Here is an 18,856-nt window from a genome sequence, read left to right on the forward strand (position 1 = left end):
AGTAAAAGGCGTGCTACTGTACGCTCTCGGTGGCAAATCGATACACCTAAACGAGTCACTGAAATGATACAAGAGTATGTCACGATATACCATGTCTCGAACTGGCCGCGGTGAGCGCCGATGAGCGCCCTCGGTGCAATCCGACGAGTGAGCGAACTTGCAAGCGACTACTTCGTCCTCTGGGTGCTCCTCTTTTCGGGAATTGCCCTCGCAGAACCCTCGCTGTTCACGTGGATTGCGAGTCGTGGCCTCATCGCCCCCGGGCTTGGCCTCATCATGCTCGGGATGGGCCTTACTCTCCGCCCGGTCGATTTCCGCCGCCTTGCTGAGGAACCGCGCGATGTTGCCATCGGCGCGCTCGCCCAGTGGATTGTGATGCCACTCGCGGCCTACGGACTGACCGTCGCCCTCTCGTTGCCCCCAGAACTCGCCATCGGCGTTATCCTCGTTGGCGCGGCCCCCGGCGGCACAGCCTCCAATGTTATGGCCTACCTCGGGAAGGGCGACGTTGCCCTCTCGGTGGCAGTTACGACGGTGACCACGCTCGCCGCACCGCTCATCATGCCCGCGTGGGTCGTGTTGCTCGCGGGTGAATCGCTCGACGTGACGTTCATGAGCCTGTTTACGAGCATCGTCCAAATCGTCTTCATTCCCGTCGTCGCAGGATTCGCGCTGCGCTATCTCTTAGATAAGACGGCTCCATCCGTCGCAGAAGCCGGACTCGACATCTTCCCGCTCGTGAGCGTTGCCACCATCGTCGCCATCGTCGCGGCCGTCGTCGGCCTGAACGTCGAGAACATTCTGACAGCTGGTGCGGCCGTCCTCGTCGCCGTCGTCGCTCACAACGCCATCGGCCTCGGCGCGGGCTACAGCGTTGGCCGCCTCGCAGGCATGGACGAAGACCGCGTGCGAACCTGCACGTTCGAGGTTGGGCTTCAGAACAGTGGACTGGCCGTCGCGCTCGCCACGGCGTTTTTCAGCCCGACCGCAGCGCTCGTCCCGGCGCTGTTCAGCGTCTGGCACAACGTCACCGGCCCGGCGCTCGCAAGCTACTTCTCGCGTGAAGAGGCGGCCGAGAAAGCGTCTGGAACGCACGCCATGAGCGAGTAAGCGTCTCACTCGCTCACAATTTGTTCTACTTTTTACGCACTGTAGTTTAGAACCTGAGAGTTCCAGGAGCTAATCCTGTTGTATCGAAGGAGTAACCCTATTGAAATATCCGCGCGTATCTACTTGTGTAGACCATACGTTACTGGTGATTCCTATGACCACAACCACACAACGACAACTGCTCTGGGTGGCGCTCGCCATCCTCGCCGCGCTTCTCATCCTTCCGGCCCTCCTCATGGGCTTTGGAATGATGGGCTACGGCCCCATGATGGGCGGCTTTTGGGGCGGGGGCTTTGGTATGAACAGCGGAACGATTCCAGGCTGGATGATGGCCGTAGGGTTCCTCATGCAACTCCTGTTCTTCATCGCCATCATTGGCGGCGGCTACCTACTTGTTCGAGCGGTGACTGGGACGCAGGGAAGCGACCGTGCCCTCGATGAACTCAGACTTGCCTATGCCCGGGGCGACCTGACCGACGAGGAGTACGACGAGCGAAAACGACGACTCGAAGCAGACCGTCGCTAAGCCACGTCGAGGATTTAGAACCTAGCATACACCGCCTCCTCCAGTTTATTTTCAAAGCCACAATCGCATTAGGGCAGTCTCCCCAACATATGGACACACCGCTACCATGGACCGCTGGGAATACGCTCTCTTGACCACAATCGCATTGGCCGTGGTGGGAATCGGTGTCGTCACCACGAACCAACCCTTAGACACGTTCTTCATAGAAAGCGCGACGACAGCCGCGACGACGACGGTAGCGATGGCGTGGATTACGTGGTGGGCGCTCGTCATCGGCTTCGCCATCGCAGGCGGCGTCGAGGCGTGGGTCAATTCCGACGACATCGCAGCCCTGCTCGCCGGACACGGAGCGCGAGAAGTCGGCGCTGGCACGTTCTTTGGCTTCGTCTCCTCGTCGTGTTCCTACAGCGCCATCGCGACCGCGAAAAACCTGTTCAAGAAAGGCGCCTCTGCGGCCGCCGCGCTCGGGGCGTTCATGTTCGCCTCCACCAACCTCGTCATCGAAATCGGTGCCGTCATCTGGATTCTCCTCGGTTGGGAGTTTCTGGTCGCAGACTTCCTTGGCGGCTTCCTTCTCATCAGTCTCATGGCACTCGCGTTCGTCTATCTCGTCCCAGACGAGGTCATCGAAACGGCACGTGAGAACGCTCAGCAAGACGGCGAGCCGACGGCCGAAGACCCGGTCTGTGGGATGGAGGTCAACCCTGAAGAGACGGAGTACAGCGTAGATCACGACGGGACGACCTCCTACTTCTGTTCACAGTCGTGTAAGGAGAGCTTCGACCCCGAAGAAGCGAATACGACGATTCGAGAGCAAGCCACCTCGCTCGCGGGCTGGAAAGCCCTCGCTGACAAGCAGTGGAAAGAGTGGGGGATGCTCTGGGACGAGATTGCGATTGGCTTTATCTTCGCCGGACTCATCGCCGGATTCATCCCCCAGAGCGTCTGGACGAGCATCTTCTCGGGTGGGGCGAACGGCGCACCCGTGTTCATCGTCTGGACGGCCGCACTCGGGGCCATCGTCGGCGTCGCAACGTTCGTCTGCTCGGTTGGGAACGTCCCCTTCGGCACCGTCCTCTGGACGAACGGCCTGCCGTTCGGGTCGGTGCTCTCGTACATCTACGCAGACCTCATCGTCCCACCCATCATGGACGCTTACCGCGAGTACTACGGCACGAAATTCGCCGCGATTCTCTCGGGGTTCATCTTCCTCACCTCGGTGCTCGTGGGCGTCGTCATCCACTTCCTGTTCCTCGGACTCGGCATCATCCCTGACCCACAGAACGCACAGGTTGCCGAGGTAAAAATCGAGATGAACTACAAGTTGGTGTTGAACGTCCTCGCATCAGCGTTCTTCATCGTGTTGTACTGGTTGCACAGCCGCGACTCGGTCGGGAGCGACGGCCAGGAGATGGCCCACGCCGCCGATTAATCACCTTCGTTTCAGTCTATTGTGTCAGCGCACAGTCGGGCAAGGCTCTTTTGCGTGCTCCCCTAGACCACGAACACGATGAGCCAGCAACAAGGAGAATCCATCACCGTCTTTTCGGACTACGTCTGTCCGTTTTGCTATCTGGGCCGCCACTCGCTTAGCCAGTATCAAGACTCGCGCGAAGAACCGCTCGACATCGACTGGCATCCGTTCGACCTGCGCAGCCAGAAGCGCAACGCCGACGGCTCGATTGATTTCTCGGTCGATGACGGCAAGGACGACGACTACTACGCGCAGGCAAAGGAGAACGTGCGTCAGTTACAGGAAAAATACGACGTTGAGATGACGCTCGACCTCGCGACGGACATCGACTCGCTGCCGGCGCAGATGGCCTCGTTCTACGTCAAACAGGAGTATCCCGAGCAATGGCTCGACTTTGACGAAGCCATCTTCACCGCACTCTGGATCGAGGGCAAAGATATCGGCGACCGCGATGTCCTCTTCGAACTCGCAGAAGAGACTGGCATCGACCCGGAGGAACTCGACCTCGCCCTCGATGATGAGACGCTGCGCGAGCAGGTGTTTGCGAAATTCTCAGAAGCGCACGAATACGGCGTGACGGGCGTGCCGACGTTTGCCTACGACGGCTACGCCGCCCGCGGCGCGGTGCCACCGGAGCAACTCGACCGCCTCGTCGACGGCGTCTAACTCGGCATCTGCACTTATCGCCTCCCCGCGCATACAGCAGTTGTGAACCGAACGGCGAAACTCGCGGCGGCTTCTGCAGTTGGCGTGCTCGCACTCTGGGCGGCGTGGGGCATCTACAGCAAGCGGTCGGCTGACCGCATCACCTACACTGTCGAGCGTATCGTCGATGACGTCGAACTCCGGGCGTACCCCGAAGTCATCCTCGCAGAGACCCGCGCACCGAACGAAACCGTCGCGTTCCGTCGGCTGTTCGAATACATCTCTGGCGAAAACGAAGGTGCGGCGCAACTCTCGATGACGACGCCGGTCAGAACCCACACCAGCGCGCTCTCGATGACCACGCCGCCGCACGCGGCTACCGACGAGGAGTTGGTGACGATGGGATTCTACCTGCCCCGTGAGTTCACGCCCGCAGCCGTTCCAAAGCCGACGAACCCGACGGTGTCGCTCGTCGTTGAAGTGCCTCGGAGCCTCGCTGTGCGGTCGTTTTCGTGGTACGCGACCGAGAAACGGACGGCCCGCGAAAAACGCACGCTACTCGAAACGCTCGCCGCCCACGAGGTCGAAGTTCGCGGCGAACCGTTCTTGCTTCAGTACAACGACCCGTGGACGCCGCCGTTCATGCGGACGAACGAGGTCGCCGTCGAAATTGCACCGCAAGACTAGTTCGACGTTTTATTTCGGCCACCACTCGCCGGGCACCGCCGTGTGTCGGTCGTGCACAGTCCGTACGACTTTGGCCCCTCGCCGCGAACTCCCCGTATGAACGTTTTCGAGCGACGCACACGCGCCTGTCAGGACGCACTCGACGCAGCGGACGCGGATGCCCTCATCTGTTTTCCCGGCGAGAACATGTACTACCTCTCCGGGTTTCACGACGAACCGATGGAGCGCCATCTCTTTTTCATTCTCGCGCGCGAGGACGACCCCATCTTCATCGCCCCGGAGCTGTACGAAGGCCAGATTCGAGATGCCTCGTGGGTCGCAGACGTGCGGACGTGGGCGGACGGTGACGACCCGCGCAAACTCGTCGAAAACGTCCTCATCGACCTCGACATTGTTGGCGAAAACATCCTCGTCGACGACCAGATGTGGGCGCGCTTTACCCAAGACCTCCGCGCGGCCGCCCCTGGGACGACGTTCGGCCTCGCAAGCACGATACTTGCGCCGCGCAGAATGCGAAAAGACGCGGCCGAACTCGACGCGATGCGCCACGCCGGGGAACTCGCAGACACCGTGAGCGAACAGGTCAGAGCGATGGGCGACGACGCCCTTGGCATGACCGAAGCCGAACTCGCCCGCCACATCGAGACTCTGTGTATCGACGCCGGTGGTGATGCGCTGTCGTTCGACGTCATCGTCGGCTCCGGGCCGAACGGCGCGAAGCCCCACCACCGCCACAGCAACCGCGAAATTCAGGCGGGCGACCCCGTCGTCCTCGACTTCGGCGTATTCGCAGACCACTACCCGAGCGACCAGACGCGAACGGTCGTGTTCGCAGGCGAGCCACCGGAGGGCTTCGAAGCCGCTTTCACCGCCGTCAAAGCCGCTCAAGAAGCCGCCGTCAACGCGGTGGAACCCGGCGTCACCGCAGCGTCAATCGACCGGGTTGCCCGCGACCACCTCACCGAGGCGGGCTACGGCGAGCAGTTCATCCATCGGACGGGCCACGGCGTCGGCCTCAACGTCCACGAAGACCCCTACATCGTCGCGGGCAACGACACGAAACTGGAACCGGGCATGGTGTTCAGCGTCGAACCCGGTGTGTATTTCGACGGCGAGTTCGGCATCCGCATCGAAGACCTCGTGGCGGTCACCGAGGACGGCCACGAGCGGCTGAACCATTCCTCACGCGAGTTCTAAGCCGAGAGCCTTTTTGACACACGGGACCACTCGTTCGTATATGGATGGGGCGCTTGGGCCACCCGCGCAGATGGCCGCAAACGAAGACGAGCTGACGCCGATGATGGCCCAGTATTTCGAGCTAACAGGCAAATACGACGACTGTCTTCTCCTGTTCCAAGTCGGCGACTTTTACGAAGCGTTCTGTGACGCCGCAGAGACCATCTCGCGCCTCCTCGACATCACGCTCACCGCCCGCGAAGACAGCACCGGTCGGTATCCAATGGCTGGCGTTCCCATCGACAGCGCGGCTTCATACGTCGTGAAACTGCTCGATGCAGGCTTTCGTGTCGCCATCGCAGACCAAGTCCAAGACCCCGCTGAGACCTCCGGCATCGTCGACCGCGCGGTCACGCGCATCATCACACCGGGGACGCTCACCGAAGACGAATTGCTGCGAACCGATGACAACAACTACGTCGCCTGTCTGACTGCGGGCTACGGCCTCGCGCTGCTCGACGTTTCGACCGGCGAGTTCCTCGCCACGAGCGCACGGTCGATAGACGCCATCCGCGACGAACTCGGCCGGTTCGCGCCCGCAGAGGCCATCGTCGGCCCCGGCGTCGATGAAGATCTGTTCGACGCAAACTGCATGGTGACACCGGTTTCTGACGATATTTTCGAGACAGACGCCGCCCGCGAGCGCGTGGCAGCGTACTTCGGCCCGCCAGACGCCTTGCTCGCGGGGAGCGCCGAAATTCAGGCGTGTGGCGCGTTGCTCGCCTACGCCGAATACACCCGCGGGGGCGAGGACGGCCACCTGGACTACCTCAACCACCTCACGCGCTATGACCCGCGCGAATACCTCCTGCTCGACCCCGTTGCCCTGCGCAGTCTCGAACTGTTCGAGCCACGGGCGGTCCACGCCGCGCGCGACGCAACGCTCGTCGGCATCCTCGATGAAACCGCCTGCGCACTCGGCAGTCGGAAACTGAAGGCATGGCTCCGTCGCCCGCTCGTTGACCCGGAACGAATCGAAGCCCGATTGGACGCGGTGGCTGAATTGACGACGGCGCTCCAGACGCGGGAAGCCGCCCACGACCACCTCCGCGACGTGTACGACATCGAGCGACTCATCGGCCGCATCGCTCGCGGCCGCGCGAACGCCCGCGACCTTCGCTCGCTCAAACAGACCCTCGATGTGGTTCCCCACCTGCGCGACCTTTTGCGCGACTGTGAGGCCGACAAACTCCAGTCGCTCAGAGACGGCCTCGATGACCTGCCCGAGATTCGCAACCTCGTAGAGCGGGCCATCCGCGAAGACCCGCCTGTCGAAATCACCGAAGGACGCGTCATCAAACCCGGCTACGACGACGACTTAGACGCGCTCAGAGACACCGAACGTTCGGGCAAGGAGTGGATAAACGCGCTCGAAGCAAAAGAACGCGACCGCACCGGCATTGGCTCGCTCAAAGTCGGCTTCAATCAGGTACACGGCTACTACATCGAGGTGACGAATCCGAACCTCGAAAAGGTGCCAGACGACTACCAGCGCCGTCAGACGCTCAAAAACTCAGAGCGCTTCTACACGCCCGACCTGAAGGAGCGCGAAGACGAGATTCTCCGCGCTGAACAGCGCGCAGACGACCTCGAACACGAACTGTTCCGCGAGATTCGTACCGACATCGCCACCGAATCGGCGCGGATTCAGGCGGTTGCGGACACGCTTGCCACCCTCGACGTGCTCGTTTCACTTGCGGACGTGGCGGCAAAACACGGCTACACGCGCCCAGACCTCGGAACGGACGGCATCCACATCGAGGACGGGCGCCATCCCGTGGTCGAGCGTACGAAGCCGTCGTTCGTCCCGAACGACACCCACCTCGACGCCGACAATCGGTTTGCCATCCTCACTGGCCCGAACATGAGCGGGAAATCGACGTATATGCGACAGGTCGCCCTCATCACCATCCTCACACAAATCGGGAGTTTCGTCCCCGCCGTGGGTGCCGAACTCGAACTCGTAGACCGCATCTTCACGCGCGTCGGCGCATCCGACGACATCGCGGGCGGGCGTTCGACGTTCATGGTCGAGATGACCGAAGTCGCCGATATTCTCAGCGAAGCGACCGACTCGTCGCTCGTGCTCTTAGACGAGGTGGGACGTGGGACGAGTACGACCGACGGCCTCGCCATCGCACAAGCTGTGACGGAGCATCTCCACGACGAAATCGGTGCGCGAACGCTGTTCGCCACTCACCACCACGACCTGACGGCGCTCGCTGCGGACTTTTCTGGGGTGCACAACCTCCACTTTGGGGCTACCAACGTGGACGGCGAAGTCGTGTTCCAGCACAACCTCTCGCCGGGTGCGGCGACCGCCTCTTACGGCGTTGAGGTGGCAACGGCGGCGGGGTTGCCTGAATCGGTTGTCGAACGCTCGCGTGAACTCCTCGCAGACTCAGCTGAGCAACCTGCGCAACCGAAATCCCCCGCAACCGACGCAAACGACAATCTGGAAGCCCTGCTCAGCGACGTTGACCTCGCAAACACGACGCCGCTCGAGGCGATGAACGTCCTCCACGCGCTCAAAAACGAACGTGAGTAGGTTACTCATCGGGTTCGAGCGAGACGAATTCTAACCCATTCTCGTCGAGTAAGTCACGCGCCCGGTCGGTCACCGACGGGGCGACGAGAATTCCGCGAATCGTCGCCTCCGTGTGTAAATCGCGCCGGAGCGCATCGACGTAGCGAGCCAACTGGCCGACCGCATCCGGGCCGACACGCCGTCGCTTCAACTCCACGACGACGGTCGTTCCGTCGGCGTCGCTGCCGAAGATGTCCACTGCCCCTGCTGGGGTTTCTCTTTCTGTGGCGAGCGGTTGGAAGCCCGGTTCGATGAGTGTCGGGTCGTCTAAGATGCGCTGTTTCAAGTCGGCTTCCGTGCCCGAAACGTTGAGGTCACTTTCGTCGCTGAGGCTGAACGCGGACACCTGTTCGATTGTCTCGAAAGTAACATAGAGTTCTTCTGCGGGCGAAGAGCGGACGCTTCGAATCTGCAACGAGTCGTCGCAGAGGCTTAGTTCGTGCGTACAGCCCGGCGGCTGCCAGTTGACGGGTTTTTGGCCGGCTGCAGTGTGGACGAGCAACGAGCCATCAGGCTTGAGCATGACGTGGCGGTCGCCGGGGCCGAGAGAGCTCGACGCGCGCCCGTCGTACTCGATCGTACACCGTCCAAAGACAGTCAGCAACTCGCCGCGCTCGATGGCAGTATCAAGGAAGTCGCGGGCCGCACTGGCGGCTGGTGCGGTGAGCGTGCGGGGGGTGGCATCCTCGTCTGTCGTCGTCACTGCGGGTGGATTGCCGCGCGTGGCATAAAAACCGCCTGTTGCGGTCACCCTCGTTCTTGTGTGAGGATGTCGTCGCCAAACCATTCTGGAAGCGCAGTTTCGAAGAATGTACGGGTGGTTTCGGGGGTGAATCCACACGCCTCGCGGTGTGCTCGCAGGCAGGCTTTCGCGCCATCAACCCAGCCCTCGACGTAGGGCACGTCTACGGGTGCATCGTCTCGAAAAACGACGGGAACGAGCGCGCCGTTTCCGACCATGCCGTCTGCGGGGTCGAGGCCGAACCAGACTGGCAAGTAGGCAGTCACCTCGAAATCAGGGCTGACGACGTAGAACGCTTCGTGGGCGAGGAAATCGAGGTGCTTCGTGAGGATGGTTTTGAGCGAGAGACCGGTTTTACGTGGCGTGGGTTCGACGGCTTCTTGCGGACCAAACGGCGTCGATTCGGTGAGCGCATCGACCAGCCGAAAGCCGAGGGCCCCCCACTGCGAGTAATGGAGGGTATAGGTGCCATCAGGCTGTTCGTAGGCGACGAGGGCGCGGTGTCCCACGGCTCACCACCTCGCGTTGTGGGGTGTTTTTGAATCGAGACGGGGGCTGGGATGGGCGGAGACCATTGCAAAGCTTGCTGGCCTCGTGTTCGGATAAAAAACTTAGGCCGATTCGACGAACTCGATAATCTGCTCTGCACCCTGAAACCCTTCTGCGAGGCGTCCCACCACGTCGCCGTCTTTGAACAGCAGGAGCGTCGGCACGCTTCGCACGTTGTACTGTTCGACCAGCTGGATGTCCGTGACGGGATTGATGAGCGCGACGACGGCGTCGCTGGCGCGGTGGACTGAGCCAAGCACCGGCTCGATGCTCTGACAGAGCGTACAGCCCTTGGTGTAGAAATCCACCAGGACGAGGTCGTGTGCGGAGACGAGCGCGTCGAGGTCTGCGGCGCGTTCGAGGCGGACGGGTCGTGGCGGTTTTTCGGTTGGAACGTCTGTCGTCACTGTCCTGTGTTCGGGCTGGCGCTATTTAGTGAATCTGGTGAGTAGGAGTTTCTTCTCACCAGGTCACGATGACGTCTCGTCGCCCTTGGAGGGCGGCAACGACATCTGCATCGCGGAAAATGCGCGTACTTTGTCCGTTTCGGTGGATGCTTTTCACGTAGCTGATTTGGACGTGCCCGTTCACGTCGTCGCCCCACTCGAAGATGTGAAATTCGAGGGAGGAGCCGTACTGTCGCCACTGTGGGAGGGTGACGTGAATCCGGCCTTGGGTGTCTGCGTCCCAGTCGATGGCGTAGTCGATTAGGGGTGGTTCTGTGGTCGATTCGGTGTCGCCATCACCGCGCGTCGTGGGCTGCTCGGTGCTGTCCGGTGCAGCGTTGAGCGAGGGGGAAAGCCACGCTTTCACGCGGGATGCAACGGAGGTGGTTGGGGGGTTCTGACGCTGCATCGAGAGAGTGCCTCTGAGCGAGGCTCAGGATGGGTGGGTACAAAGACTTTCGATTTCGCGCGGTAGCGGGGCGCTCGAGGCCATTGAGCGTGATATGGCGTCGCTAGTCACGTCGAGTAAATCGTGAAAATTCGTTCAGTCGTCGGCCGGTTCGATAATCGAGGCGTCGAGCCACTCGTTGGCCCAGTTCTCGATTTCTTCGAACACGGGAAACAGCGACGCACCCTTCTCGGTGAGACTGTAGTAGGTTGCTACGGGTGCATCCTCTTCGAGCCGCCGGTTTACAAAGCCGGTCTCTTGGAGGTCATCGAGAACGCGAGAGAGGGTGCGCGAACTCGCATCGGTCGAGCGTTTGAGTTCGTTAAACCGCTTTTCGCCCTCCTGGAGGTCGTGGAGCACGATGAGCCGCCACTGGGAGCCAATCTGCTGGAGGGAGTCGATGACGACACACGCGTCCTCCGAATACTTGTCTGATTCTGCATCGTGACTTGGCATGTAGGTTCTCTGTTCTCTTTTGCGATCCCAGCCACTATAGCAGTTCTGATTGGAACCAGGTTACATATTGAAACTATCTGTGCTCGACTGCTGTTTCAGTCGGAGACATCGAAAACACATTCTCGAAAGCAACCACCGATATCGTGCTGATTGCTTCTTAGGCTGTCGCGGCTTCCTGTTCGATTTTCAGGAGTTCGCGGTAGCGGTTGCGGATGGTGACTTCGCTGATATCTGCGACCTCGCTCACTTCCGCCTGCGTAATCTCCGCGTTCGTGAGCAGGCCAGCGGCGTAAATCGAAGCGGCAGCGAGGCCGACCGGCGACTTGCCGCTCAGGATGCCCTCGCGCTTTGCGGTTTCGAGCAGTTCGCGGGCGCGCCGTTCGGTCTCGTCGCTCACGTCGAGGCCGGAGGCAAAGCGGCCGACGTAGCTGACGGGGTCTGGTGGCGCAATCTGCAAGTCGAGTTCGCGGACGATGTAGCGGTAGGCGCGCTGGAACTCCATCTCATCGACGCGCGTGACGGCGGCCATTTCGTCTACGGTGCGGGGATTGCCCGCCTGCCTGGCGGCGGCGTGGAGCGATCCGGTCGCCATGCCTTCGATCGACCGGCCGGGGAGCAGGTCTTCTTCGAGGGCCCGACGGTAGATGACGGAGGCCGTCTCGCGGATGGCTTTCGGGAGGCCAAGCGCGGAGGCCATGCGGTCGATTTCGCCGAGGGCTTGCCGGAGGTTACGGTCGCGGGCGTTGCGAGTTTTCGTCCGGCGGTCCCACATCCGTAGGCGGCCGAGTTGCTTTCGCTTTCGCGCGCTCAGCGTGTTCCCGCGGGCGTCCTTGTCCTGCCAGTCGATGGTGGTCGAGAGGCCCTTGTCGTGCATCATCTTCGTCATCGGCGCGCCGACGCGGGACTTCTGGTTGCGCTCTGCCGAGTCGAACGCGCGCCACTCGGGGCCGTGGTCGAGTTCTGCTTCCTCGACGACGAGCCCACACGACTCACAGTGGCGCTCGCCGTGTTCGTGGTCAGTCTTGAGCAGACTTCCACACTCTGGGCAGGTCACCTCTTTTTCGGTGCTGCGAGGTGGCGTGCGCTTCGTCTGTTCTGACTGATTGTATGAGGTTACTTGTTGCACGGGAATGGGAAATGGGGGGTTGGTGGGCGTGTCAATACATGCTATGCTCAGGACTGTTTCGGGTTATATTCTCGCTTGGTATACACCAAATAACATCGATGTCACCTGCTTACCGCGACGTGACTCAGTGCTCGAATATCGTATACATTCGGCACGTGGCGGGCGAATTAGCGCATTTTGTCGCGTGGCGGGGCGGTTCCGGCACCGATACGCTCTTAGGTTGGTGTGTACCAAAGAGAACTAATGAGAGAGTTCGTCTTCAGCCTCACCTACGAACCCGGCGTTGACCCCGTCGCTGACGTGTTTATCGACTATCCGGCCGCCCTCTCAAAATCCCTCGACTGTGCGGTTGCCGGAAACAACATGTGGCGACTCGACCGCATCACCGGGCCGGAAGCGGCGGTGTCCGAACTCACTGACTTGCTCACCGACGCCTCTCGATGCAACGAGTGTCTGAATGACCCGACCTGTGACTCCTACCGCGAACACGAACTGCTCGCCGCGGACACGACGAGCGCAACCATCTACACCTACCGACAGGGCATCGAAGAGTGTCGCACCCTGCCGTCGCTTGCCCACGAACACCTTGGGCCGGGCCTGCTCTATGAAACCCAACGCCGCGGCGATTCCTACGAGTGGCGCATCCTCATGCGCTCTGACGGGAGTGTGGGCGAGTTGTACGACGCCGTCCAAGCCGAGCTTCCAGACGGTGTCAACGTGAATCTCTCCCACCTCTCGAATCCGACCCACTGGACGGACGAAGCCATCACCGCCTGCGAACTCCCGTTCGAACAGCGTCAAGTGCTCGAACTCGCCGTCTCTCACGGGTACTACGAAACCCCCCGCAAGACGACGCTCGCGGAACTCGCAGACGAGATTGGCGTGCCCCAATCGACGCTGCAGTACCGCCTCCAGCGCGCCGAATCGTGGCTGGCCACTGGCTTCGTCGGCGAATGTCTCTAAATCTGGGTGACAATTATCGTCGCTCCCCGCCTACGTCCGTGTGACGAATCATGAGCGATGCAGTTCCCGACGTGGGGCAGGGACGCGAGATGAACCGCGCAGAGATAGTCGAATTCCTCTACGAACAGGGCGTCGGGACGCTCTCGCTCGCCGCAGACCGGCGTGCCTACGCCGTCCCCGTCTCGTTTACGTTCGATGGCACCGACCGCCTGTTTTTCGAACTCATCCAGTTTGGAGATGCAAGCAAAAAGCTCGACTTCGCGGACGGCACCGAGGAGGCGTGTTTTGTCACCTTCGCCATCGAGTCGCCCCAGCGGTGGCGAAGCGTCGTCGCGACCGGCCCGCTCGACCACGTCGAAGACGGCGAATACGGCGACATGGACGCGCTCATGGACGACAACGCGTGGTATCCGAACCTGTTTCCCGGCAGTGACGTGGTGACGACGATTCGTCGGGCCGTGCTCAGAATCGCGGACGTAACGGGTCGAAAAGGTCCCGACGCTGCGTAATCAAACGCTTTCTCGGCGCAGACCGTGGGTCGCGTATGGACACCTCGCTTTCCGCCGCCCGCGAGCGCGACGCGGCCGACGAACTCACCCACCTGCGCGAGCGGTTTCACACGCGCGAAGACGAGTTCTATATGGACGGCAACTCGCTCGGCCTCGCCTCGACCGACGCAGAACGCACCCTCTCTCGTGCTGTCGACGACTGGCGCGACCTCGCCATCCGCGGCTGGACGGACGCAGATCCAGACTGGTTTCACTACGGCGAGCAGTTGGGCGCGCGCCTCGCCCCGCTCGTCGGCGCGACACCCGAGGAAGTCGTCGTCGCCAACTCCACGACGGTCAACATCCACACGCTCATCGGCACCTTCCTCGCCGACAATCCGGGCACGGTCGTCGTAAACGACCTCGACTTCCCGACCGACCACTACGCCATCCAGTCGCAGCTTCGCCTGCGAGGACTCGACCCCGACGACCATCTCAGGGTGGTCGAAAGCCGTGACGGGCGCACCATCGACGAAGCCGACATCAAGGCGGCCGTAGACGACGATACAGCCATCGTGTTCATGCCCTCGGTGCTCTACCGGAGCGGGCAGTTGCTCGACATCGAGCGAATCACGCAAACGGCCCACGACCACGGTGCGTTCGCCGGGTTCGACCTCGCGCACTCCGTGGGCGCACTCCCTCACGACCTCGCGGCGTGGGACGTGGACTTCGCCGTCTGGTGTACCTACAAGTACCTGAACGCCGGGCCGGGAGCCATCGCGGGCCTCTACGTCAACAAAAAACACTTCGGCAAAACGCCCGCGCTCGCGGGGTGGTGGGGTCACGACAAGGCCACGCAGTTCGAGATGCGCCACGACTTCACACCCGCAGATACTGCGGGCGCGTGGCAAATCGGAACCATCCCGATTCTGAGCGCCGCACCACTTTCCGGCGCGCTCGACATCTTCGAGGAGACTTCGATTGAGGCAATCCGAGAAAAATCGCTCGCGCTTACGGACTATCTCGTCGCACTGGCTGACGCAGAACTCAGCGACTGTGGCTACGCGGTCGGCACACCCCGCGACCACGCCCAACGCGGCGGGCATATTGCCCTCGAACACGACGAAGCCTACCGCATCTCGCTCGCGCTCAAAGCTCGCGGCGTCATCGTCGATTTCAGGCCGCCGAACGTCGTTCGGGTGTGTCCCGCGCCGCTCTATTCGACGTTCGAAGACGTGTGGCACGTCTGTTCGCACCTTCGCACGGTGGTGACAGACGAAGCGTACGCGCAGTTCGACCCGCGACAAGGCGGCGTTACGTGAGCACGACTAGTTCAGTCCGGCCGTTTCAGCAGTTGTCACCCACATTTGAGTTCGTATTCGCGCGGAGACATGTGATACTGACTGGCCCGGGCGTCTGCGAAGGTATTTTCGTACCCATTCCGTAGATGGTAGCAACGTGACTTCAGATTTCGAACCGACGGGCGGCATTCACCACGTCACGGCGCTCGCGAGCGACCCGCAGCGAAACGTCGATTTCTATACCGAGACGCTCGGGCTGCGTCTCGTAAAGCAGAGTGTGAATCAAGACGAAGTTCACACCTACCACCTGTTCTACGGCGATGGCAACGGCTCGACCGGCACGTCAATGACCTTTTTCCCCATCGAACACGCCCGACAGGGGCGCGTTGGCTCTGGGCAAGTACAGACGACATCCTTTCTCATCGACCCGGACGCAGTCGAGTTCTGGGTCGAGCGCTTTTCGGCACTCGGCGTCGATTACGCAGAACCAGAACCCCGGGCAGACGAGACGGTCATTCCGTTCCGCGACCCCGACGGCCTGCAACTCGAACTCGTTGCCCACCCTGACGCCCCGGCGGGCAACCCATGGGAACACAGTCCCGTCCCCGAAGCCCACCAGATTCGTGGCTTTTTCGGCGTGACACTCGCGCTTCACACCGCGGGCCCGACGACCGACTTACTCGAAGCGATGGGCTATGCGCGCGTTGGCGACGTTGACGCAGCGCGCACCCGATTCCGGGCAGACGGCGACCTCGGCTTTGTCGTTGATATCGTCGCAGACGAACAGCGCGGCCGCGGCGTCCCCGGTGCGGGCACCGTCCACCACGTCGCCTTCCGCGTCCCGGACGACGAGGTGCACGAACAGTGGCGCAAGGCGCTCGTCGCGCGCAATCTCAACGTCACGGACGTTATCGACCGCAAGTGGTTCCATTCGATTTACTTCCGCGAACCCGGCGGTATCCTGTTTGAGATTGCGACTGAGAACCCCGGATACACCGTAGACGAAGAACTCGACGCCCTCGGCACGCACCTCGTCCTCCCCGAGTGGCTCGAAGGCCGCCGCAGCGAAATCGAGTCGAAACTCACCCCACTCGACATCTCCAGTCCAGCAACGATGGAGGCAGACCAATGAGCGAAACCGACACCCACCCACACCAAGGACAGCCAGTATCGACTGCAGGAACACCACTCGAAGAGGCAGACGCCGCCGTCATCTTACTCCACGGCCGCGGAGCCATGGCGACTGGCATCCTCGAACTCGGTGGCCAGCTCGCCATCGACAACGTGGCCTATCTCGCGCCACAGGCCGCGAACAATACGTGGTATCCTTATTCGTTCATGAACCACATCTCGACCAACGAGCCACACCTCACCTCTGCACTCCAACTCGTCGATGAGTTGCTCACAAAGATTGCAGACGCTGGTATCCCACCAGAGAACACGGCGCTCATTGGCTTCTCGCAGGGCGGCTGTCTCGCCTGTGAATACATGGCCCGCAACCCCAAACGCTACGGCGGACTGGCTGGCCTGAGCGCAGGCCTCATCGGGCCACGCGGCACGCCGTGGGACTACGAAGGCGACCTCGAAGAGACGCCCGTGTTCCTCGGGTGCAGCGACTCAGACCCACACATCCCGCTCGACCGCGTCGAAGAGACGACGAAAATCCTCACCGACCTCGGCGCGGACGTGGATGAGCGTATCTATCGGAGCATGGGTCACACCGTAAACGAAGACGAAATCGACGCCGTCCGGGAACTCGTCGCGAACCTCGTCGCGTAACGACTGAACCTACTTTTCGAGCGCTCGATGGGGCGCGATGTGCGGGCCAGTCTCGCTCGCTGCATCGACGTCCGCATCGACGTGAAACACGTCCGCGAGCAGGTCTTTCGTCACGACGTCTCGCGGCGGTCCCCAGTCATAGAGCGCGCCGTCTTTCATCGCAATCAGGTTGTCCGCAAAGCGCGCGGCCATCCCGATGTCGTGGAGCACGACGGCGATGGTCACGTCGCGCTCTGTTTTGAGCGTCCGGATGACCTCCATCACGCGCAACTGGTGGTGTAAATCGAGGTACGTCGTTGGCTCGTCTAACAACAACACGTCCGTGTCTTGGGCGAGCACCATCGCAATCCACGCGAGTTGTTTTTGGCCGCCACTCAAACTCCCCAACTCCTCGTCTCGAATCTCAGTGACGCCCGCGAGGTCGATGGCTCGTTCGACCGCCGCGTGGTCGTCCTCGGTGACGGTCTCGAAGAAGCCACGATGCGGGTAGCGGCCGTGGTACACGAGGTCTTCAACCGTCAGGCTGCCCGGCGAGTCGTGTTCCTGTGAGAGTAGGCCGAGCTTTTTGGCTACCGCCTTCGAGCCGAGTGAGTGCACGTCCGCGCCGTCTAAGAGGATGTGCCCGCGGTCGAGCGAGAGCTGTTTTGCCATTCCTTTCAACAGCGTACTCTTGCCGGAGCCGTTCGGCCCGACGAGCGCCGTGACCTCGCCCGCGGGAATGACGACCTTCTCACACTCGACAATCGGTTGTTTCGTCGTCGGATAGCCAATGGCGAGGTCTTCGCCGACGAGGTTGCTCGCGGCCGGTATCTCGTCGGATTCCGGCTCGTCGTACAGCGAAACGCCACCGTCTGTGTTCGTGTGAGTTCCCATCAGATTTCACCCAGTTGTTGCTTTTTGCGCATCAGGTAGAGGAAGTACGGCCCGCCAACGAGTCCGGTGACGATGCCGACTGGAATTTGCACCGGATTGAGCGCGAGGCGCGCGCCGATGTCGGCGCTCACCATCAGCGCTGGGCCGATGAAAATACAGCCAACGATGAGCCGTTTGTAGTCGCTGCCGACGAGGTTGCGCACCATGTGTGGGACGATGAGGCCAACGAAGCCGACAATCCCGGCCGCCGCGATGCTCGCAGACGCCGCGAGAATCGCAATCCCCGAGAGGGCAAAGCGAACCTTCTCGACGGACATGCCGAGCGACTTTGCGGTTTTCTCGCCAAGCAACAGCACGTTCAACTGCCGGGAGGCGATGAAGGCGAGGCCCATCGAGACGATCGTCCACGGGAGCACCATTCGGACTTGCTCCCAGTCAACGCCCGTGAGCGACCCCGTCGTCCACGCGATGGCCGTCTGGACGACGCCGATGTCGTCTGCGAAGAAAAACAGCGCCGTCTGGAGCGAGCCGAAAATCGTCGAGACGATGACGCCCGCGAGCACGAGCCGCACCGGACTCGTCCCGTTTTTCCACGCGATTGCGTAGACGATGAAGAACGCGACCGCACCGCCCACCGAGGCGATGAGTGGCAAGAACGCAGACAGCCCCGAGAACACGACGAGCGTGAGGAGAATCGAGAGGCCAGCCCCGGAACTCACGCCGAGGATGAACGGACTCGCAAGTTCGTTTCGCGTCACGGCTTGGAAGATGGCTCCCGAGACAGCGAGGTTCATCCCGACGAGGGCGGCGACGAGCACGCGCGGCAGGCGAATGTTCCAGACAATAAGCGTCTCGTTCGAAAGGTCGATTTCCGCCGTTGACATCCCGAGCGTGCCGAGCACGGTTTTCATCAGATCTTCGCCGAGGAGGAACTGAAGGAGCACCTGCGGGTTCGTCCAGACGAGCGGGTCGAAAAACGCCTCCCACGTCTGGGTCACCGTCATCGAGTACGACCCGAAGCTCATCTGAATCAGTCCGGCGGCGACGACGATGGCCGTACTCCCGAGCATGACGATGAGCAGTTCGCTCGTAACCCACCCAAGACGGCTCTCTCGGTTACTCCCTGCCCGGTTCGTTTGTGTCGTATTCTCGCTTTTCATGAGTCGGAATTTCGTGAGGTGAGGGTGGCGGCCCGTGCGACGCTCAGCAGTCTGCTGCAGTTCGGCCACGGCCCAACTGGTCGGCTTTGACGATGACCGCCACCCCCGCGTTCGGTGAGGGGTGACCCCCGCGTCGGCGGCCACACTCGCCGCCCATGAAGTTTAGGCGTGCCTAAACGAGTAAAAACGTTCCTATCTTTCGGCCGCCCTAAAACAAATTCGCACGGGCGGTTCGCCTCCCGTACAAGAAGGTGGTACCG

The 18,856-nt window shown here is 61.6% G+C and carries 20 protein-coding genes; 12 read left to right on the plus strand and 8 right to left on the minus strand.

Annotation, left to right across the window (positions count from 1 at the left end; all coding sequences use genetic code 11):
- Window positions 1-120 precede the first annotated feature (120 nt).
- From V5N47_RS10145 to mutS, 7 genes are all read left to right on the plus strand, one after another.
- Window positions 121-1,110, plus strand: coding sequence for a bile acid:sodium symporter family protein (locus tag V5N47_RS10145; protein WP_338727265.1), 990 nt, complete (start codon window positions 121-123; stop codon window positions 1,108-1,110).
- Window positions 1,111-1,264: 154 nt separating this feature from the next.
- On the plus strand, window positions 1,265-1,636 hold the full coding sequence (locus V5N47_RS10150; RefSeq protein WP_338727266.1) for an SHOCT domain-containing protein: 372 nt from the start codon (window positions 1,265-1,267) through the stop codon (window positions 1,634-1,636).
- A gap of 106 nt (window positions 1,637-1,742) precedes the next feature.
- Window positions 1,743-3,068: a permease gene (locus tag V5N47_RS10155; RefSeq protein WP_338727267.1), complete on the plus strand. Its 1,326-nt coding sequence runs from the start codon at window positions 1,743-1,745 to the stop codon at window positions 3,066-3,068.
- 78 nt (window positions 3,069-3,146) lie between these two features.
- Entirely contained in the window at window positions 3,147-3,776 is a 630-nt protein-coding gene (locus V5N47_RS10160; RefSeq protein ID WP_338727268.1) for a DsbA family oxidoreductase, read from the plus strand.
- Between the two features lie 42 nt (window positions 3,777-3,818).
- Window positions 3,819-4,442 (plus strand): heme-binding protein, encoded by a 624-nt coding sequence (locus V5N47_RS10165; protein ID WP_338727269.1) that lies wholly within the window; start codon window positions 3,819-3,821, stop codon window positions 4,440-4,442.
- Between the two features lie 96 nt (window positions 4,443-4,538).
- Window positions 4,539-5,639 (plus strand): Xaa-Pro peptidase family protein, encoded by a 1,101-nt coding sequence (locus V5N47_RS10170; RefSeq protein ID WP_338727271.1) that lies wholly within the window; start codon window positions 4,539-4,541, stop codon window positions 5,637-5,639.
- Between the two features lie 40 nt (window positions 5,640-5,679).
- Window positions 5,680-8,226, plus strand: coding sequence for a DNA mismatch repair protein MutS (gene mutS / locus V5N47_RS10175; protein WP_338727273.1), 2,547 nt, complete (start codon window positions 5,680-5,682; stop codon window positions 8,224-8,226).
- A gap of 1 nt (window position 8,227) precedes the next feature.
- Here mutS and nucS read toward each other — a convergent pair whose 3' ends face one another.
- The 6 genes from nucS to V5N47_RS10205 all read right to left on the minus strand — a co-directional run bounded on the left by nucS (window position 8,228) and on the right by V5N47_RS10205 (window position 12,032).
- The gene (gene nucS / locus V5N47_RS10180) at window positions 8,228-8,968 is read right to left on the minus strand and encodes an endonuclease NucS (RefSeq protein WP_338727275.1); all 741 of its coding nucleotides are present in this window, start codon (window positions 8,966-8,968) and stop codon (window positions 8,228-8,230) included.
- Window positions 8,969-9,012: 44 nt separating this feature from the next.
- The gene (locus V5N47_RS10185) at window positions 9,013-9,516 is read right to left on the minus strand and encodes a DUF6735 family protein (protein WP_338727277.1); all 504 of its coding nucleotides are present in this window, start codon (window positions 9,514-9,516) and stop codon (window positions 9,013-9,015) included.
- A 102-nt stretch (window positions 9,517-9,618) separates the two neighbouring features.
- Window positions 9,619-9,963 carry a thioredoxin family protein gene (locus tag V5N47_RS10190; protein ID WP_338727279.1) on the minus strand — a complete coding sequence of 115 codons (345 nt, stop codon included), beginning with the start codon at window positions 9,961-9,963 and terminating at the stop codon, window positions 9,619-9,621.
- A 55-nt stretch (window positions 9,964-10,018) separates the two neighbouring features.
- A complete protein-coding gene (locus tag V5N47_RS10195; RefSeq protein ID WP_338727281.1) occupies window positions 10,019-10,411 on the minus strand; it encodes a hypothetical protein in 393 nt (130 codons plus the stop codon).
- A gap of 135 nt (window positions 10,412-10,546) precedes the next feature.
- Entirely contained in the window at window positions 10,547-10,906 is a 360-nt protein-coding gene (locus V5N47_RS10200; RefSeq protein WP_338727282.1) for a helix-turn-helix domain-containing protein, read from the minus strand.
- A 157-nt stretch (window positions 10,907-11,063) separates the two neighbouring features.
- Complete coding sequence (locus tag V5N47_RS10205; protein ID WP_338727283.1) at window positions 11,064-12,032, minus strand: TFIIB-type zinc ribbon-containing protein; 969 nt, start codon at window positions 12,030-12,032, stop codon at window positions 11,064-11,066.
- 243 nt (window positions 12,033-12,275) lie between these two features.
- Between V5N47_RS10205 and V5N47_RS10210 the strand changes: the two genes are divergently transcribed.
- The 5 genes from V5N47_RS10210 to V5N47_RS10230 all read left to right on the plus strand — a co-directional run bounded on the left by V5N47_RS10210 (window position 12,276) and on the right by V5N47_RS10230 (window position 16,563).
- Window positions 12,276-12,995 carry a helix-turn-helix domain-containing protein gene (locus V5N47_RS10210; RefSeq protein WP_338727284.1) on the plus strand — a complete coding sequence of 240 codons (720 nt, stop codon included), beginning with the start codon at window positions 12,276-12,278 and terminating at the stop codon, window positions 12,993-12,995.
- Between the two features lie 50 nt (window positions 12,996-13,045).
- Window positions 13,046-13,504, plus strand: a complete 459-nt coding sequence (locus V5N47_RS10215; protein ID WP_338727285.1) for a pyridoxamine 5'-phosphate oxidase family protein — start codon at window positions 13,046-13,048, stop codon at window positions 13,502-13,504.
- 35 nt (window positions 13,505-13,539) lie between these two features.
- Window positions 13,540-14,805 (plus strand): kynureninase, encoded by a 1,266-nt coding sequence (gene kynU, locus V5N47_RS10220; RefSeq protein WP_338727286.1) that lies wholly within the window; start codon window positions 13,540-13,542, stop codon window positions 14,803-14,805.
- 136 nt (window positions 14,806-14,941) lie between these two features.
- Window positions 14,942-15,916 carry a ring-cleaving dioxygenase gene (locus V5N47_RS10225; RefSeq protein ID WP_338727287.1) on the plus strand — a complete coding sequence of 325 codons (975 nt, stop codon included), beginning with the start codon at window positions 14,942-14,944 and terminating at the stop codon, window positions 15,914-15,916.
- Window positions 15,913-16,563, plus strand: coding sequence for a phospholipase (locus V5N47_RS10230; RefSeq protein WP_338727288.1), 651 nt, complete (start codon window positions 15,913-15,915; stop codon window positions 16,561-16,563). Before V5N47_RS10225 ends, V5N47_RS10230 begins: the two co-directional genes overlap by 4 nt.
- A 9-nt stretch (window positions 16,564-16,572) precedes the next feature.
- Here the strand turns inward: V5N47_RS10230 and V5N47_RS10235 are convergent, their stop codons facing one another.
- The gene (locus tag V5N47_RS10235; RefSeq protein WP_338727290.1) at window positions 16,573-17,436 is read right to left on the minus strand and encodes an ABC transporter ATP-binding protein; all 864 of its coding nucleotides are present in this window, start codon (window positions 17,434-17,436) and stop codon (window positions 16,573-16,575) included.
- Window positions 17,436-18,596, minus strand: a complete 1,161-nt coding sequence (locus V5N47_RS10240; protein WP_338727293.1) for an iron ABC transporter permease — start codon at window positions 18,594-18,596, stop codon at window positions 17,436-17,438. The genes V5N47_RS10235 and V5N47_RS10240 overlap by 1 nt, the downstream gene beginning before the upstream one ends.
- Between the last annotated feature and the right edge of the window lie 260 nt (window positions 18,597-18,856).

Source organism: Haladaptatus sp. DJG-WS-42 (assembly GCF_037198285.1).
Lineage (GTDB): Archaea > Halobacteriota > Halobacteria > Halobacteriales > Halococcaceae > QDMS2.